We start from the raw sequence: 18441 nt of genomic DNA, 5'->3' as shown, positions 1-18441 counted from the left end.
TTGTAATGAGTTATTTACTGAATCTGTACCAGACTTGAGCAATGTCTGTTTCCCTGCATATCTTCGAAGATGAACATACCATAATATTCTTCTCCGGCAAGCAATGCATCCCGTATCGGCGTGAAGCCTTCGGAGATTGGGAACGAGCTGTAATTGATCGTCAGGTCTGCCCAGTCTGCATCGTTGAAGTTTGTCAGGTCTTCATTTGAGGTGAAGCGGTGAGAGAAATATCCGAACGCGACATTCTGGTAGTCGTTGATATCGATCTCGTAACGCTCTGGGAAGATCTCATTTCCTTCAGTGTTGATATAATTGTCAATCGGATAAGCTCCCAGAATCTGACCTTCCGGATGTTCGTTGGATACCTCTAAGACGAAATAGGCATACATACTGTCATCGCCTTCAATATCGTCATTGTAGAGGATACTGGAGATCAGATAGCGGGTGTATGTATCTGTCTTTTCCTGTACGGTATACATCAGTTCGTAGTTCTCTTTTGTTGTATCATTTTGCATGTAGGTAATCTGTCCGTCGAAGTCAGCCGTCAGTTTTCCGGTTCCATCGTTTGAGATGGCAGAGCTTAATGCAACCAGATCGTACATGCCGTCCTTTTCCTGATCCTTCTTGGCAATTACAAAATATGCATTCTGTAAAGCAGAAGATTGTTCAGCATTTAATGTAACCGAGAATGTGGAATCATCGTTCATAGTTGGAACGAGATCTTCTGGATTCCATGTTACTGCAAATGCGTTGGTGTCGGTCAGCATACCAGCGAACCGGGAAATGTAGCTTGTATAATTTTCTGCAAAATCAAAGGTTGTGTACATCGGTATCAACGAAGAAGCATATTGCTTCGTGTAATACGGATGATAGATTGATACGCCGTTGATCTTTGACTCATTAGCATCGGAATATACGATCAGTTTGTTCAATGCGTTCGAGAGGGCGCCGGATTCTGCCGGATAGATGGATTTCATATGTAATGCATAATCGCCAAGATCGATGACATCATAGGAACCTTCTGTATAGGAGTAGGCTGCTGCAATTTCCTTTGAATTCTTACGCATAGAAGAAAACTGCGGGTAGGTGCTTTCGTTGAAATCTTTATTGACAGAAGCAAACAAATCATTTAATGCCATCTCACATGTTTCGACCTGACTCAGATCCAATACAGATAAGCAGATTGTCGCATAGGAAAATGGCATGCTGTTCATGTAATCTGTTGTATCCTGCATGTAGCTGTCCACGATTTTCTGTCCGATGTCTTTGCCGCTTTGGAGTGTCTCGATGTCGGCAAGGAAGGAGTAGGACCATCCGCTGCCCGGCTCGGATTCCTGAGAGGCAACCATGTAATTAGCATAAGGACTTAACGTATGTGCAGTCTCGATGTTCGCCATCAGACAGGCGTCAAATCCGATAAACTCCAGTTTGTTTCCATCGTGGAATGGAGAGTCTGCAAACGCCTGATCAAGCTCATCCAAGGTCAGACTGTCATTGGTTGTCTCGTCAAATCCATATCCGAAGAACGCGCCGCCACCGTGATTCCATAAGATCAGGTCGTATTGTTCTGCCGGATAGTTCATGTAACCGTAATTTAAGAATTCGGTTAGGTTTGACGGATCGCCCATGTTGGAAGCATCCTTGGAAGTAAGCTCTGTCAACGATCCATTCTCAATCTTCAAAATAGAGTTGGCGTCCTCTGGGATGTCACGGTTATGCCAGTTGGAACAGCCGCCAGTGTAGATCAAGACATTCATTTTTGATTCATCATAGCCGGAATCAAGCATTTCTTCAATATCCGTGGAAGCTGCCTGATACTGGCTTTCCAGATCGGAACCAACCATATAGATCATAACGGTTTTTGTGCCTGCTTCCGCCTGTTGTGGATGCTCGGTCACGGAAGCTTCCGTTGTAGGAGACATGGTAGACTGTTCCGTTGTTGTATGGGAATCGTCGTTTGTCAGATCCTTGATTGGACGTTTGGTTACGATCAGTGCAATTCCGATTGCCAGAACAACAACACATCCGCCAATGCCGGCAAAGAGCGGCCATTTTTTCTTTTTTTTCGGTGCTGGTGTTGGTGGAACGGAACCTTGTGGCTGCTGCCCGCTGTACATTTGCTGTCCGTTGTACATCTGCTGCCCGTTGTAAGGCTGCCCGCTGTACATCTGCTGTCCGTTGTAAGATTGCTGCTGATTGTACATTTGCTGCCCGTTGTAAGGTTGTTGGTTGTACATCTGTTGCCCGCCGTATGGTTGCTGGTATGGTATTTGCTGCCCATTGTAGGACGATTGCTGTCCATATGATGGATCCTGCCAGCCGCAGATGGGACAGATGCCGTATTGATTTAATGCATGTCCGCATGCTTTACAATTCATAGGAAACCTCCCCAAATATGATAAATCAACTATATCATAGATTGCTTAAAACGTGTAAAAAAATTTCCATTTGTATAACTAAAATCTCAACTTTCCTTATTTTATGCGACTTGGCGGTATGCCTTGCCACTCTATATGTATCCTTTTCCCTTGTTTTTGCCCTTATGAGGTATCTACAAGGGAAAGTTTTTCTTATTCGATTTTATTCTCCAACCACCTTATCAAGTAGTCGGGCTGAGTTTCGCTTACCTTCTCGGTTAGCGTGTGCATAGACATTCATAGTGGTACTTACATCCGAGTGTCCAAGTAATTCCTGTACATCCTTTGGTGCTGCTCCATTTGAGAGCAGGTTTGTGGTATAAGTGTGTCGCAGGGTGTGGAAGTGGAAATTATCATCAAGCTCCGACAATCGTTTCCTTGCTGTCCTTAAAGCTGTCTCAACCGTTGCAGGGGCTTCGTATGCTCCGTCCGGTCTGATACATACAAGGTCAATCTCGTTGTAATCAAGCGGAATGTCCTCTGTGCCATCCAAATGATAAAGCTCATAGTAGATACGATTCTTTTCCTTAACTTCCCTGTAGTAGTTCCTCTGATAGAGTTCTCCGTAACTGAATACCTGCTTTCTCTGTTCCTTTTTCGCTTTCTTTAAGATGTCAGCGAGCGTATCACAGAAATCCACGATACGGACTTTCTTTCGCTTTGTCGGACCAATCTCGGTCTTGTGCCTTGCTCCGTTGTAACGGACACTTCTTCGTACTGTCAGATACTGTTCCTCAAAGTTAATGTCACTCCAAGACAGTCCGCATACCTCTCCAAGTCTAAGACCTGTGTAGTACGCTATCTGTACCGGCAGGACAGCAGGCTTGTTTCTTTCTTCCAGATACTCCATAAGCGTTTGATACTGCTCTGGTGTAATCGGGTTGATAACCTCTGCATCCTCATCATTATCAGAAAACAAATCCACATCTTCCTCGGCTTTCCTACGCATTACCACATACTGCATTGGATTGAATGTGATGTACTGCTTTGGAAAGACTGCAAATCGGAAGGACTGTTGCAGGACTGCGTGGAAAGAACGGATATAGTCGATGGTGTAACCCTTTGACTTAAAATTTCCTTCCTCACCGCCAAATGCAAGTAAATCCATAAACTTCTGCAAATGCTCCGAAGTGACTGTCTTTAGTTTTCTGTTTCCGATTGGGTGTTGTTTAATCCTGTTTACTGCCTGTAAATAGTTACCGACTGTACCGTTGCTAAGTGAACCCGTTTTCAAATCTTCCTCTGCCCATACATCTAGCATCTGTCCGAGTGTGAGGTTGTCCGCTTTGGCTAGAAATTTCTTTGCGTCATAATCCTCCATAGCCTTGCGTAACATTTTCTCTGTCTCTGATTTGCTCTCCGTACCTGCAAATTCTTTCTGAACCAAGTTACCACTTGCATCCTCCACATAAAAGCGGTAGTACCATTTCTTGCCTTTCTTCCTTACAGAACCTTTTGCCATAATCGTTTCTCCTTTCGATATCGGCAATCGGAACTGGTGAAATGCTTCTTGCGTGTAAGTATATCATAGCTCCGTCTGCCTATCTATACCGAATCGGGATCTTTTTCTGATAAAAGATTGGCTAGTCGATTTTTCGCTGTCTCAGGATTCTTAGAATACAGTCTTACAATATCGCCCATATCGTTCAATGCGTTGACGGTGTGGGTGATTTCTCTAAGGAACATAATCTCATTGTATTCCTTATTGGATTCAAACCCCATTGTCTGGGCGAGCATTTTGTTATCTGTATTTCCTTTGAAATTCTTACAAGCGAACTGGAACGAATCCACGAACAGCTCGTATTCCCGTAACATCAGTAGTAGCAGGTCTTTGGAAAAATCACTTTCGGACTGTTCCATATCATAAGGGAGCTTATTCAGAATGGAAGTCATCACATCACGAATCTGTAATTCTCTTTTATCCGTAATGTCTGTTTCGTATTCGTCCGTCTCACCTTTCAGCCATTCCACAGATACATGAAGTGCATCTGCCAGACCTTCTAAGGTCATTTTCTTGGTGTTATCAATCGTTCCTGCTTCGTATCTCTGAATGGTTGAGGCTGTCACGCCCATTTTTTCAGCGACATAAGGCTGGTTCAATCCTAACTCCTGTCTACGGCTTTTTGCTCTGCTACCGATTGTCTTTCGCAATTCTTTATCTTTTAACATACTTGCGAACCTCCTTTTTCGGTATGTCATTACTATACCACATAACACGATATATTGCAATACGCAATTCTATAAAAGATGATAGAATTTCGTAAGGCTTGACATAGCGTTATAAAAGATATATACTTTAATCAGAATTGCGTAACGCAAGTTTTAAAAAAGGCTAATCCTTTCTTCAAAAAGGAACATCCTCTGATATACAAGACTTGTAATCCTACGCAGGAATGAGGTGATCGAATGACAGAATTAAAGTTTGCTCTCTCCATTGAAGAAGCTGCCGACTATACAGGTATCGGAAGAAACACTCTTAGAAATCTTGTGGAATGGGAAAAGCTGCCTATCCTTAGAGTGGGAAGAAAAATCTTAATCCGCAGGGAACGATTAGACGAGTTTCTGATTCTCAATGAGGGGAAGGATTTACGAGACAGACACGCAGTAAAAGCGGTCAAGGGAACAATGAAAAATGAATAAGGGACAGTCCTAAGACCATCCCTCTGGTATGTATCTGACTAAAAGCCATGATATACCTACACGCAAATAGATTATATCACGGACAAGTCCTCAGATACAACCAGAACTTTTGGAAAATGAGGACAAGATGGATGTGAATGGGTGCAATCGTCCACCCAGTTATAGCTTGTTGGTAGGACAAGTCCACCCAAGATGCAAAAGGTGTTATGAATAGTCCACCCAAGCCAGAAAATGAAGTGGGTGCAACCATCCACCCAAGTGAAGCCGACTGGTAGGACAAGTCCACCCAACTTACAAAAAGTGCTGTGAGAAGTCATACCAAGTGTAGCTATGAAAAAAGCTGTCCGACCTATGACAAAAAGTGTACGCTACTATGATTTTGAGTGTCCAATCTATGGGGTACATTTTCAAAGAGTTAATAGTAAAAAGCTCTATTAAAATCAAAATGTAATAAAACAATGCACTATTAAAAATGAAATTTAATAGGAACTTTTACTACCACTTCCTTGCCAGACACAGTTTAAAAGTAAGCGAAGTAACACAATGCTATTGTCAGGGCAAAAATGCTAACGAATCGTGCTATTGTTTTTTCGATTTTAATAGCAGACTTCTACTGTTTCTACGGTTTTTGCTAAAAAGTCTGAATAATAGAACAATGCTATTGTTAAGGCAAAAGTGCTAACGGATTCGTCTATTGTTTCGCTGATTTTCATAGCAATCTTCTAGCATTTCTGTTAAGAAAAGGGAGTGCCGGATACGGCACATAAAAAGTGTGCCATTAAAGGCACAAAATTAGGTGCTGAGGGAACAGTTACAGCTAAAAGTGAACTTCATAAGCAAGCCCTCGGCGTTTGAGAGCGAAATACACCCATCGCACAAAACTTCGTTTTGTACTCTGTGTATTTCGCTCTGCGAGGCTTAGCCGCCACAAGGCGGATGTGTTCGCAAGACGAGTGCCTATGCACTCGCTCACAGGGAAAGTTTACTACTCACATCTCATCTATCTTATCTGTCCTCTTTTCCAAAATCAAAACTGGGAAAGGAGGAAATCGCTATGCCAAGAAATTCATTTGTGCAGATGTCAAAGCTCCATAATGTTCGTGGAAGAATCTATTATATCTCCAGTGACAAAAAACAGGAAAATCTCTATGCGGTATATGAAACCACAGACCGAAAATTTTGGACAGAACTTGCCAAGTGCAATCAGGCAGAATTTAAGAAAAGCGGTACAGAGGGAAAATGTATCGAAGCAAGAGAATTTATCATTGCCCTGCCGGAATCCTTTGTGGATTATCCGCCAGACGGACTATTAAAATATATGACGGATAAATTCAAAAGTCGGTATGGTGTTGATTGTATTGCAGCACTCCATCATAACAAACGAAAGACGAATTATCATATCCATCTTATCTTTGCAGAACGAAATTATCTTGACGAACCGATAGAAAAGATTGCCACCAGAAATATGTTCTATGATGAGAAAGGTAATCATGTTCGTACCAAGAAAGAAATCCTAGACGAGAATGGAACTATCCGTAAAAGGTGTAAGGTGATCAAGAAAGGTGAGGTCTACGAAAGACAGATGTTTACCATCAAGGACGCTCGCTTTAAGCAGGAACATTTCTTAGATGAGGTCAAGGTATTTTATACCGATGTCATCAACGGACTTGTCAAAGATGAGAAAGAAAAGCTGTCTGCATTCAAGCGTGGGGATGTCTATCTTGCCACTAAGAAAATCGGTAAGAACAATCCAAAGGCAGATAAGATTACACTCAATAATAAGGTCATACAGGACTGGAATCGTACTGTGGATCACGCTTTGGTATCGGGGATGGAGCGAAAGGAAATCTTAAAGGTAAAGCAGGAACAGATTTCAACTCCGATTAAGGAATCCATTCACAAGTATGGCAATCATCCGGAGCTTTTGTTTATGATTATCTTTCGGGCAATCGAGCTGTTAAAAGAACTCATAAAGTTGCTGATACAGAAACAGGAACAACAGAAAGCCAGAATCTCCGACCTTATGGAGCGAAGAAATGAAAAACAAGAGAAACAACCAGCTCCATCCGTTACACAGACAGACAATCAGACAATTCCTGCTGTGACCCAACCATTCAAAGCACCTGCTACTACTACCGCAGAAAAGACCGTTATTCCGCCAAGACCAAGAATGTCTGAGCTGGCACACGATTATGAGATGCGACTTGAAGAGATTATGGAGAAACTTAAACGACAAAACAGAGCCATTCATACGCAGGAAGTGAAAAAAGACCTTATTGACGAGGATTTGAAGAACTGTACAGGATTATTCCAAGGAAAGAAACGAAAGGAATTGCAGGCACAGTCTAACAAATACGCAGAAACGATTAAGATTATGAAGCAGGGATTATCCCATATCGTGCAGGATTACAAATATCCAACGGTAGATGCGTTCCTGCAAGTCTATAAACAAGGCAAGTCCGAGTATGAATCCTATGTCAAAGCAAACAAGGAATGGAACTCCAAGTATGGAGAAAACTCAATCCATCGAAAGCTGGCAGAAAAACAGGCAGAAGTTCAGAAACGGGAACAGGACAGAGATTTTAACTATCGTTCGCCATCAGACAGAGGAGCTAGATAATCTAATTAAATTCAAAAAAGATAAAGACCATCAAATTCTTTATCTTTTTTGAATATTTATGAAAAGTCATCCTGCTATTTAAAGTGTCTCATTAGATTTTTAATTGTTTCGACTATCATAAGAATGATTACGCAGAAAAAGGAATAAAACAATGTGGTATTCATCTTCGTGTTTCCAATTTTATAAAACAGCAGAAATCCAATGCTAACAATTATCACAGAAATAAGTTTATGTATCCATTTTTGTTTGGTGGTTAAACATATTTTATGGTTACTTATAGGTGCAAATAATATACACATAAGGACAAGTATCAAATATCCTAGTACAGTTGGCTTTAAATAGATTATAGCCCACTTATCAAGACAACCGAGAAAAAAGCTGCCTAAGATACATGTTAACTGCGTTGGAGCATGGGCACCTCCGGTATAATGTCGTAACAATGAAAAGGTAATTACCCAAATTAGGGTATAGCCGAGTGTATGTGATAAAACTCCCCATACGAACAATAACACTATGGTTATAAAAGTATTCAAAAAACATTCTAAGCCATATATGTATATTTCTAATTGATCCGCAGAAACATCCTCCCCGGATAGTTCTGCTAACTTATTAGCAATAGATGTAGCCCACTTCGTAATCATTCAAAATCCCCGCTTGTATCAAATCTTGTTGTATATTTGGCAAAAGCACTTATCACGTCTTTGGAATAAGAACGTGCGATTTGTGTAGTTAGATGATTTGACAATTCAATCGTTCCTGATGTAATACGATAGATATGTGCCATATTTACAATATAAGAACGATGGGTTCGGATAAATTCACTTGGCAAATGGACAATAATCTTATTTAGGGTAGACATTTGTTCATAGCATTTGCCGTCTACGGTCAATATATCCACATAATGTAATCTGCTCGAAAATGTCAATATATCTGCATAGGGAATACTTACAATTTCCTGCTTGTTTCGGTATATGTAGGTATTATTAGATAACTCCTTCGCGATTTCATCCAAACACAGAAAAAGAGTATTTTCCTTGACGGGTTTTAGCAAGTAGTTTAAAGCTCTGACTTCATATCCTCGGAATACATATTCTCTAAAAGCTGTTAAAAATACAATAATACCTTGATAACCAGATTCACGAAGGCGTTTAGCAACCTCAATTCCATTCATTTGCCCCATTTGTATGTCAAGGAAAAATGCTGAAGCCTGTATAGTTGTGCCTTCAGAATTTTTTGAAAAATATTCTTCGCCCGATTCGTATTCGTCAATTTCAATATCCCAATCATATTGCTGCCCGTATTTTCTTATTCCATTTTTCAGCCGTTCTGATTCGATCACAGAATCTTCAAGTATGGTTATTTTCATTTTCATAGTAGTTTGTTATTCTCCTTATCCGGTATCATAATATGTACGGAAAAAATTTTGTTATCAGATGTAATCTGCAATACGCCATCTGCCTTTTCTACAAGCTCTTTTACTCGTCTTATCCCAAGTCCATGTTCTTTTCCTTGTTTAACACTCAAAATGTCTCCATCAATGCTACCTTTTATCACACCATCATAATTATTTTCAATGTGAATCAGTATCATATTCTGGTAAGGTTTAATATAAAAATAAATGTATGGATGCTCGGTTGGATCAGAGATTATAAGTCTTTCTCCTGCTTCAATGGAATTATTCCATATATTTCCAAGTATGGATGAAAGCTCAACAGAATCAAGCGGAAAATTTTCAGGAGCCATAATAGAATATTCTGTCTTAATTCCGTGTTTTTCAGCATAATCAAGTTTTGCGGTAAGTATGCAGTCAATAGCAATATTTCCCGTTGCTATGGCACTTTGCGTAGTTGCAAGAGTGTTATGGTATTGCTCTGTATATGCTATAAGTTCATCCCATTTCTTGTCTTTTGCTAATACGTTGATTGCATCCACATAAATCTGCATATCATGTTTCATTTTTCGTAATCGTTCAGTTGTCTCAGATAAGCTATTGAACTCAGTCCTTTCCAGCTCATAAATCTTTTGTTCTTCCAGTAATCGTATGTTTTCTTCTTTTGAATAACCTAGCTGGTATATGTATAGCATCAATACTAAAAATAAAATAATAAAAAACAAGTCAACCAATGATAGCCTAGCTGAAAAGGATGAATCACCAAATTTATCAACAGATTCCAAAGTCAGCCTTAATATGTAGTGCCCGATTGCAAGTCCAGAAATTGCGATGAAAATATATGCAACTTTTTGGAACGGTGAAAGAGATATGTCTTTGTTTCCAATAGAATGAAATAACAAGACAAAAACAGCTATCATTGCCAAATATAACATGGTATATGGCTTCCGTAATGTTCCACCTAATAATAGCTCCAGAGACGCTCCTTTAAAAAGAGTAACGGGAATAAAGAACGAAATCTGTTCTGCAACTAAGCAAATGATGGAATACGAAAAGCCCCAAAAGATACGGCGAATTATACTATCACGATAGAACAATACTGCATATCCAATGTCCAAAACACAAGATGACATCAAAGTGCTGTAGGATGATATTCCCATTTTATTCAGCGTGCATAACACAGCAAACTGAAATGATACGAAAAGAAACATCAAAACTGCTTGATGTTTATAATTTGCTCGAATACGCAATTTTTTATGGATAAATATTATAAACAATGCCAGTTCTAAGAAATTAACAATATATTCCCATATTGAGTCAATATATAGCATAGCTACCACTTCCTTTAATCATTCTCCGTCATATTTTATCATCAATAAAGTAGGTACACAACATAATATGCTACCGTTTGTGCATAGTGAGCTACCATTCATGCATAGAGGTATTGAAAAGTATAAAGATTTTGTTATATTCAAGGTATACTACTACATCTTAAGTATTACATCTTAAGTATTCTGAGAATCTATAATATGGAGTGGAGATGATAAGATGTCGTACTTTAGGAATATTAACAGGATATATAATGTGTACTAGTATGTGTTGCGTTTCAATTTTCATAAAGATAACCTTTAAGAATAATTGAAGATAACCGTTGTTACATGATTGAAAAGGAGTGAAGGAGTATGCATTTTAAAAAATCTGTTTTAAAAAATCATTTATTGTATAGCATTATAACTTTAATGGCTATAGCAATGCTATTTCCTATTACGGCATTTGCACAAGCTTATGTACAAACATGGGATCTTGTTGATTCTGGCAAACATCTAGACTATGACGGAAACAGCACTTACATGAGTTATATTAACACTGGGGCTGCCACATGGAATGCATATAAATCTGGAGTAATCAGAAAAGACAGTGCTTTTGTTGTAGAAGATGTATACGTAAGCGATGTCAATGCTTCGAATGGATGGGCAGGCATGACATATTCTAGTGGTAAAATTGAACTCAATACCTATTATATGAGCGGTTATAGTAATAGTAAAAAACAGAATGTAGCGACACATGAATTGGGACATGCATTAGGGTTGGATCACAGTACTTCAACAGATGTTATGGATGCAGCAATTACGGGACATACTAGTACGCAGGCATTATCTCAAAATGATAAAGATTCATATGATGCCGCATATAATAATTATTAGGGGAGGGAGAACGCTATGAAAAAATCAAGTATCTATGGTATTTTGTCTATTGTTCTTATCGTAGGAATGTTTTTTACAGGATGTGCATCCAAAAATAATGCAAGTCAACTGAATACAAATGTATCTAACTTGCCAATCCACCAGATGCACGCATCTTTTGTATATGATACTGATAACATTCGCGAAGCTGTTGGTATCTGTGATTACGTATTTGTAGCAAAGGTTGTCAGTTGCGATGGAACCGAGTATCGAAATGTTATAACGACTGAAGATGAAAAAGGAAATCCTAAGGAGGTCGGTTCGCCTTACACTAATTATACTATTCAGGTTCTCGAAAATATAAAAGGTGAACTTATTACAGATAAACCTATTCCTATTGTTAAACAAGGCGGAATTTCAGAAAAACAAGATGCTATTTATCTGTTTGAGAATGATTCACTGCCTTCCGAAAATTCCATTTATATCTTTTTGGCATATGCACAAGAGGATGGTTCGTTACTAATTTCTGGTCCAAATTCAAATGTAATGTGTAACGATTCGAATATGTATTCTATTAATTCTGTCTCAGAGGAAAAATCAGTTACAGAATACGATGAGTTTATTACATATAAAGATGCTAATGATAATGAGATTATTCCAGTTGATCGAGAGCGTTATAAATCTATATATGAGACTGACAATAATTAATCATTATTTCTGAAATATATAGATTAAAGATGGCAGGTAGGTGCTTAACCTATCTGCCATCTTTTCGGTTTTATACCTATATGTAGAACAGTTCGTGCATGTTGGGCTACCATTCGTGCATAGAAGGATTGAAAAAATTAAATACTCTGTTATATTAAGCACATACCATGGTAAACAAATAAAGTTGTCTGTAATTGTCAGACAATTAAGGAGGGGGGGGGGTGAAAACGATGGACAATAAGCAAGTAAACAAGGCACCCCAGAAAAGTGCCCGTCTCGTACTTCAGGCAGTGACTGCTATTGCTCGAAGTAATGCAAATTCATTGTGCCGTGGTTTGTTGTATGAACCAAAAGTACCAACGCAGTTAAAAAAATAAGATTGGGAGGAATTGACTATGATGTTAAAAAGTTTAAAACAGAAGATTGCAAAAGTAGGTATTGGTTTGTTTTGTGCAGGATGTGTATTTCTTTCTTCAGCAGCATATTCTCAGGCGGCATCTTACACCGCTTATGCACTTAAACTGAATAAGACTAATAACTTTACCTCTATGCATGCAAAAACAACATCCGATGATTACATCACAAATGAGGTAACAGCAATTACCAATACCTCTTACGCAAATTTCTGGGCTGTCAATAACAGCAAGAGTAAAATATCTAATAAGTATAAGCAGGGTGTTGGAACAGGATCTTGTAATTTAATCTTTACCAAGAGCGGTTATAATTCTACTAACACACAGGTCGGTATGGGAATGGAAAATTATCAATCTCAATTATCAACTGCATTTGTAAGTGGAAATGTAGATTTTAGATAACAGAAGGGATGGGCATAAACCTCTTCGTGGGTTTATGCCCTTTTGGTAAAGATTATGAAAAAAATGGTTCTTATAGAAATCAAACATTGTATTGATCGTGCAGAATATAAAGTTGTTTTTATTGCTCTAATGATTTTAAATATTGCTTCGTATATTTTATGTGTAAAAAATGATATAGGAAAAAGTTATCAATTTATTCGTTCAGCAAATGAAAATTTCGTATTACAGGGCACTGAAGCGGCATATATTCCATATATAATGTATCTGTTATTGCCTGTTTATGCAACAATTATTGCATCACTTTCCTTAATAAGAGAAGAAAAAAGCAATAGTTCAATCCTACTTATTCAAAGAATCGGGAAAAAGAAATATTTAGCAGGAAAATTATTTGGCATTCTGATTGTAACCTTTTTGACAATAACAATACCAATGCTCATAAATTTATTATTATGCCACTTGACATATCCAATACATGGATATGACAGTGCTTGGGGAGAACCTGATTACGCTATAGGTTTGGTATCATATAACGCTGACAATTTTCTTGATATGGTGAGATTGCAACATCCAACTTTATATAATCTAATATACATTTTTAATTACGGAATTTTTGGCTCGGGATTAGCTATCTTAGCTTATGCTCTTTCATATTATAACAAAATGAAAGTTCTATATTTCGCAAAGATACCTGGTGCTTTGTTTATATTCTATATTGTTTTTAATTTGATTGTTTCTGTCTTTGGGCTAAATGAATTCTCTATACAAGGTTATATTATGCCTAATGTTCATGGAAATATAATAGGAGAAATTGTTCTGATATTGCTTATTTTTGGATTAAGTATTGGCATTATACAGAGAAAAATAAAAAATTATGAAGTTATATAAGAAAAAAATTTTGAATGTTAATGTTGGAAAATGCTTACTAGTATCACTTATAACATTTGTAATTAGATATTTTTATGCTAATGTGTACTTGGGGTTTCATAATAGTCTGGTTACAATAACAGAAGGAGTACGTTCACAAATATATTTTGGGGGAATACTAATAGATCATTCGTTTGACCTTATATCTTTATCATTTTTTGCGATTTTGTTTATCCTTGAGATTTGTTATCTTACAATGGACTTATTTAATGATGCAAATGATAACATGGTAATTCTACTTCCTCGTTATGGGAAAAAACACATAATTTATAAGGATATATTAATAAAAATGATATTACGTGACTGTATTGTAGTTGTTTCCGATTATTTGTTTTTTCTTTTTGTAGAGCATACCTCTAATGGCTTAGAAGATTTCAAAGTTATTTTTATGCTATTGATAGAGATTTTTCATTTGCAAATGATTAGTTATTTGTTTTCATTTTGGAAAGATTCAATTATAGGATACATCGTTGCATTTATTGTATTTTTTATTCCAGTAATGGTGTGTGGATTTTATTTTTCAATGGGAAATGTTATATGGAAAATTTGGCATTATTCCTTGCTACATATTCCTTTATTTAATTGGCATAACAAGCTTATTATATATTATGTCGAAGAAAATTACGAATGGACTACAAGCAATATAGATTTATTGAATTTTAAGTCAAGCTGTCTCATTTCAGTTATATCATCCGCTGTTTTGGTGTGGATAGGTAAATTTCTTTGCGAAAAAAAACAAATATTGTGAGGTGAATGATATCCATGAATTTATATGTAAAATCTATTTCAAAGTCAATTAAAGGTGAAAAAGTGCTTGATGATATCAGTTATACATTTGAATCTGGTAAAATATATGGAATATATGGTAAAAATGGTTCAGGTAAAACAATGCTACTCAGAGCCATTGCAGGTTTTATAAATACAGACAAAGGATACATAAAATATAATCACAAGGCATTACATAAAGATATGGATGTTTTACCAGATTTAGGAGCTGTTATTGAAAATATTTCTTTTTGGAGTATGTATTCAGGATTTGAAAATTTGAAAATGCTTTCCAATATAAAAGGAATTGTATCAGATGAAGAAATATATGAAATAATGATATACTTTGGTCTTGATCCCAAATCAAAGAAAAAAGTAAATAAATATTCATTAGGAATGCGTCAAAAACTAGCTCTTTGTCAAGCACTGATGGAACATCCAAAAATTTTGCTTTTGGATGAGCCAACTAACGCATTGGATCAGCATAGCATTGATTTATTTCGTGAACGTATATTGGAAGAAAAAAAGAATGATACCATTACTATACTGACAAGCCATAATAAAGAAGATATTGAAATATTAGCGGATGAGAAGATATGCATGGAATTTGGTAAAATTAAGGAGTTGATGTAATGAAGAAATTTGTATTAACTATCTGTGTTGTAATCATTTGTATGGTGACAGCCTTATTCTATGGAAAGACTGGGATAAAAACAACTACAGGGGTTCATGATCCTGATATTGCTTTATCAGAAAATACAGCTATGGAAATTTTCTATACAGGAGGGCAGAAAACTTCTTACTTTAACAATGAAAGTAATTACTCATTGGATGATATGGAAAAAGATTCTTCTTTAATAGCTCGTATAACTGTAACAAATTCTCGTGAAATGAGTTTACGATCAACAAAAACAATGGTAAAAATAGAGGAAATCTATAAGGATAATTCTGCTAATCTTTCAGTAGGTGACTGTATTTACATTATAGAACCTGTATCATTTGTTAGAGGTGAAGAATTTTACACTAACGGATGGCAATATCTGAAGACCGAAGATACTTATTTAATATTTTTAAAAAATCTAGGATGTATTGATGGGTATAAATACACCAAAGAGGAAGAAAATTCATTTATGCCTGTATCGGAAATATATTCAAAGAGAAATCTAACTCATGATGAAAGTTGTGTGGTTTTTGATTCGGCGGAAACTCTCTATTCAAGTATATATATGTTTGCATTTTTGACCTCAGAAAAAACTATAGTAGATAATTATGAGAAAATATGGAAAAACATTACAAATTCAGGTAAGTATGAATGATTTAATTATTTATGAATGAATCTCTCCTATTCTATTTCCTGTGAGAAGCGTATCAATGTTAGAAATTCATGGAGATACTGAATTAAGCAATATGGAATCATTCAATCTTAAAGAAACTAAAAATGGAGATAATAGAAATTGAATAAAAAGAAATTGGCAAAGAGTGTTGTAGGCATTGCTTTAATTGTAAGTGTAGCTATACTTATCGTTGTATGTGTTGGAAAAATAAAGCACATTCAGAATAAAAAAAATATTATTGGTACATGGAAGAATGCAAATGCAGAGGAAGTGTTTACCTTTCAAGAAAATGGAGGACTTGTTGTAAACAAAGATATGCCCGAATTGGGTATTACCTGTGGCAATGCATTATATAGCATATCTTCCTCAAATATGATTTTTGTGGAACAGAGAGATAATAGCGTGAATTTTGAGATAGAAGTAGATCAAAACGAATTAACAATCTTCTTTATGGGTCATAAATATTGGGAATTAACAAAATAGCAATTGAGACCGTTTCAAGTTTTGTGTAAACGTTAAAAACTGATATAAGATTTGTGAATAGTTACAAATGGGCAGAGCCGATTTTTCGGATCCTGCCCATATCTGCATTATACAGTAGTTTTTAGGCATGTCAATAAAACCTGCCTAAAATTGACTGTTTTATAGGTTCCGTCCTGCCAGACGTTCTTCAAAATAAATTTCAAGCTGGGAATGGATCTGTCCCCAGTCCTGCCTGTGTCCGGTCCATTTTTTCGTGATATCCATGGTTGCCAGATACAGCATTTTCAAAAGGCTGTCATCCGACGGAAATACCGTCTTGCTTTTAGTCACTTTCCGGAGCTGGCGGTTGAATCCTTCAATGGCATTTGTAGTGTAAATCAGGCGTCTTACTGCTTCTGGATATTTGAAATAAGTGGACAAGGTTGCCCAGTTATCATTCCAAGATTTATAGATTTTCGGGTACTTGGAATCCCATTTATCCTTGAACAGTTCCAGTTCATTTAAAGCGGTTTCTTCCGTCGGAGCTGCATATACAAGCTTCAGATCAGCCATCAGTTTTTTGATGTCTTTGTATGAAACAAACTTCGTTGAATTACGGATCTGATGGATGATACACTGCTGAATCTCTGTTTTTGGATAAACAGCCTCGATTGCCTGTGGAAATCCATTTAAACCATCAACGCATGCAATCAGGATATCCTCAACGCCTCTGTTTTTTAATCCATTCATGATAGAAAGCCAGAACTTTGCACTTTCGTTTTCTCCAACATACATTCCAAGAACATCTTTTTTCCCATTCATATCGATACCAAGGGCAATGTAAACCGCACGTTTTACAATACGTCCTTCACTGCGGACGTGATAGTGGATTGCATCCATAAATACTACAGCATACACTTCTTCCAAAGGGCGTTCCTGCCATTCTTTTACAATCGGCAGGATTTTGTCTGTGATCCGGCTGATTGTGCTGTCAGAAATATCAATATCGTATAATTCACGCATGTGGGATTCAATGTCTCCAGTTGTCATTCCCTTGGCATACATGGAAAGTATTTTTTCTTCCATGTCCTGAGTTACGGTATTCTGATATTTTTTAATCAGCTGAGGTTCATAATCACCATTACGATCCCTTGGGATTGCCACATCCATATCTCCATAACTGGTGTGCATGGTTTTGCTGGAATGTCCATTTCTACTATTGTCTGTTTCTTTGTTTCGATAGTCATACTTGGAATATCCTAATTCTTCATCCAGTTCTTCATCCAAAGCACCTTCCAAAATGACAGACATCATGTCACGCATGATGCTGTTAACATCGGTGCCATCTTTGATGCTGATATCATTATTTTTCAGATAGTTACGCATCATTTCTCTCATTGCTGCTTTTTGTGGGCTGTCTTTTCTTCTTGCCATAAAAATAACCTCCAAACTGAGTAATTTTATCTTACATCAGTTTGGAGGTTTACACAAACTTTGGGATACTCCCTAGCAATTGCATATAAAGCGATACTCATGATATCCATAACCATAAAATATAGAGCCGATGAATCACTCGTTATTTCGATTGTGAGTTATCGGCTCTATTTCATTATTTATGGAAGGGCTAAAGAAATATCGTATTTTATAGAAATACTTTTGACAGATTTCTTCTCATTTTTATGTTCTTTTATCAAGTGCTATACCATTCCATATTCATCGCATTCACCCAATCTTGCATTTCTGAATCAAGATACAAACGGGCATATTCTAGTGGATTGTCAATCGCCAGTGCATCCAACATTCGTTGAGAGTTAGGAGTAGTAATCAATCCATCTTCTGCCTTGCCACAGTCAATCCGAAGTATGTAGCCATTGTAATAATTGATGTCTATGATGTTGTGATATTTATTATATTCTGCATGAACGATATTCATATTGCAAAGTCCTTTCTCTTATCTGTTTCAGTTGTAGAAGCATCTTGACCAGTTCCAGCCGATTATGTGATTTATATAATGTTATTAGCTGTTACCGGATTTTGCTTCCCTTGTTTTTGCCCTTATGAGGTGTCGTAACACAAGGGAAAAGGATATAACATAAGGGAAAGTCTAAGGGAAAGCTCACTTGCCAAAACTGTAGTAAAATCAAGGCATTGCGGATTTTATCGTAACACTTTATAATACCAGT

Annotated in this window: 19 protein-coding genes; 11 read left to right on the top strand and 8 right to left on the bottom strand. The window is 37.0% G+C overall.

Annotated features, from left to right (window positions below):
- Positions 1 to 14: 14 nt before the first annotated feature.
- The 3 genes from AAAT93_RS12585 to AAAT93_RS12575 form a co-directional block, all read right to left on the bottom strand.
- Positions 15 to 2378, bottom strand: a complete 2364-nt coding sequence (locus AAAT93_RS12585) for a clostripain-related cysteine peptidase (RefSeq protein ID WP_118670577.1) — start codon at positions 2376 to 2378, stop codon at positions 15 to 17.
- A gap of 202 nt (positions 2379 to 2580) precedes the next feature.
- Positions 2581 to 3879 carry a tyrosine-type recombinase/integrase gene (locus AAAT93_RS12580; protein WP_008396995.1) on the bottom strand — a complete coding sequence of 433 codons (1299 nt, stop codon included), beginning with the start codon at positions 3877 to 3879 and terminating at the stop codon, positions 2581 to 2583.
- Between the two features lie 83 nt (positions 3880 to 3962).
- On the bottom strand, positions 3963 to 4586 hold the full coding sequence (locus AAAT93_RS12575; protein WP_008396996.1) for a helix-turn-helix domain-containing protein: 624 nt from the start codon (positions 4584 to 4586) through the stop codon (positions 3963 to 3965).
- A gap of 237 nt (positions 4587 to 4823) precedes the next feature.
- On the opposite strand from AAAT93_RS12575, the gene AAAT93_RS12570 reads away from it, so the two are divergent.
- On the top strand, positions 4824 to 5057 hold the full coding sequence (locus AAAT93_RS12570; RefSeq protein ID WP_008396997.1) for a helix-turn-helix domain-containing protein: 234 nt from the start codon (positions 4824 to 4826) through the stop codon (positions 5055 to 5057).
- A 1054-nt stretch (positions 5058 to 6111) separates the two neighbouring features.
- Positions 6112 to 7677 carry a MobA/MobL family gene (locus AAAT93_RS12565; protein WP_015559481.1) on the top strand — a complete coding sequence of 522 codons (1566 nt, stop codon included), beginning with the start codon at positions 6112 to 6114 and terminating at the stop codon, positions 7675 to 7677.
- A gap of 74 nt (positions 7678 to 7751) precedes the next feature.
- Here AAAT93_RS12565 and AAAT93_RS12560 read toward each other — a convergent pair whose 3' ends face one another.
- From AAAT93_RS12560 to AAAT93_RS12550, 3 genes are read right to left on the bottom strand one after another with little or no spacing between them, the layout of a single operon-like run.
- Complete coding sequence (locus AAAT93_RS12560; RefSeq protein ID WP_008397001.1) at positions 7752 to 8318, bottom strand: accessory gene regulator B family protein; 567 nt, start codon at positions 8316 to 8318, stop codon at positions 7752 to 7754.
- Positions 8315 to 9049 carry a LytR/AlgR family response regulator transcription factor gene (locus AAAT93_RS12555; RefSeq protein WP_015559482.1) on the bottom strand — a complete coding sequence of 245 codons (735 nt, stop codon included), beginning with the start codon at positions 9047 to 9049 and terminating at the stop codon, positions 8315 to 8317. The genes AAAT93_RS12560 and AAAT93_RS12555 overlap by 4 nt, the downstream gene beginning before the upstream one ends.
- Complete coding sequence (locus AAAT93_RS12550) at positions 9046 to 10398, bottom strand: ATP-binding protein (RefSeq protein WP_148446358.1); 1353 nt, start codon at positions 10396 to 10398, stop codon at positions 9046 to 9048. The genes AAAT93_RS12555 and AAAT93_RS12550 overlap by 4 nt, the downstream gene beginning before the upstream one ends.
- Before the next feature lie 351 nt (positions 10399 to 10749).
- On the opposite strand from AAAT93_RS12550, the gene AAAT93_RS12545 reads away from it, so the two are divergent.
- From AAAT93_RS12545 to AAAT93_RS12505, 9 genes are all read left to right on the top strand, one after another.
- On the top strand, positions 10750 to 11271 hold the full coding sequence (locus AAAT93_RS12545) for a matrixin family metalloprotease (protein WP_008397006.1): 522 nt from the start codon (positions 10750 to 10752) through the stop codon (positions 11269 to 11271).
- 15 nt (positions 11272 to 11286) lie between these two features.
- A complete protein-coding gene (locus AAAT93_RS12540) occupies positions 11287 to 11958 on the top strand; it encodes a hypothetical protein (RefSeq protein ID WP_008397007.1) in 672 nt (223 codons plus the stop codon).
- Positions 11959 to 12188: 230 nt separating this feature from the next.
- On the top strand, positions 12189 to 12335 hold the full coding sequence (locus tag AAAT93_RS12535) for a cyclic lactone autoinducer peptide (protein ID WP_015568874.1): 147 nt from the start codon (positions 12189 to 12191) through the stop codon (positions 12333 to 12335).
- Between the two features lie 18 nt (positions 12336 to 12353).
- The gene (locus AAAT93_RS12530) at positions 12354 to 12773 is read left to right on the top strand and encodes a hypothetical protein (RefSeq protein WP_008397010.1); all 420 of its coding nucleotides are present in this window, start codon (positions 12354 to 12356) and stop codon (positions 12771 to 12773) included.
- A gap of 54 nt (positions 12774 to 12827) precedes the next feature.
- Positions 12828 to 13658 carry an ABC transporter permease subunit gene (locus AAAT93_RS12525; protein ID WP_008397012.1) on the top strand — a complete coding sequence of 277 codons (831 nt, stop codon included), beginning with the start codon at positions 12828 to 12830 and terminating at the stop codon, positions 13656 to 13658.
- On the top strand, positions 13645 to 14445 hold the full coding sequence (locus AAAT93_RS12520) for a hypothetical protein (RefSeq protein WP_008397014.1): 801 nt from the start codon (positions 13645 to 13647) through the stop codon (positions 14443 to 14445). The genes AAAT93_RS12525 and AAAT93_RS12520 overlap by 14 nt, the downstream gene beginning before the upstream one ends.
- Positions 14446 to 14459: 14 nt before the next feature.
- A complete protein-coding gene (locus AAAT93_RS12515; RefSeq protein WP_015559483.1) occupies positions 14460 to 15095 on the top strand; it encodes an ABC transporter ATP-binding protein in 636 nt (211 codons plus the stop codon).
- A complete protein-coding gene (locus AAAT93_RS12510) occupies positions 15095 to 15778 on the top strand; it encodes a hypothetical protein (RefSeq protein WP_227573282.1) in 684 nt (227 codons plus the stop codon). Before AAAT93_RS12515 ends, AAAT93_RS12510 begins: the two co-directional genes overlap by 1 nt.
- A 138-nt stretch (positions 15779 to 15916) precedes the next feature.
- Complete coding sequence (locus tag AAAT93_RS12505) at positions 15917 to 16279, top strand: hypothetical protein (protein ID WP_008397018.1); 363 nt, start codon at positions 15917 to 15919, stop codon at positions 16277 to 16279.
- Positions 16280 to 16438: 159 nt separating this feature from the next.
- Here AAAT93_RS12505 and AAAT93_RS12500 read toward each other — a convergent pair whose 3' ends face one another.
- Together AAAT93_RS12500 and AAAT93_RS12495 are read right to left on the bottom strand one after the other, a co-directional pair.
- Positions 16439 to 17656 carry an IS256 family transposase gene (locus AAAT93_RS12500; RefSeq protein ID WP_227573300.1) on the bottom strand — a complete coding sequence of 406 codons (1218 nt, stop codon included), beginning with the start codon at positions 17654 to 17656 and terminating at the stop codon, positions 16439 to 16441.
- 292 nt (positions 17657 to 17948) lie between these two features.
- Positions 17949 to 18191, bottom strand: a complete 243-nt coding sequence (locus AAAT93_RS12495) for a DUF6061 family protein (RefSeq protein ID WP_008397019.1) — start codon at positions 18189 to 18191, stop codon at positions 17949 to 17951.
- Positions 18192 to 18441 lie beyond the last annotated feature (250 nt).

This window comes from Coprococcus hominis (ex Arizal et al. 2022) (genome assembly GCF_040094675.1).
Lineage (GTDB): Bacteria > Bacillota > Clostridia > Lachnospirales > Lachnospiraceae > Coprococcus_C > Coprococcus_C hominis.
Note: the sequence above shows the minus strand (reverse complement) of the source record. Positions and strands in the feature narration are given on the sequence as shown.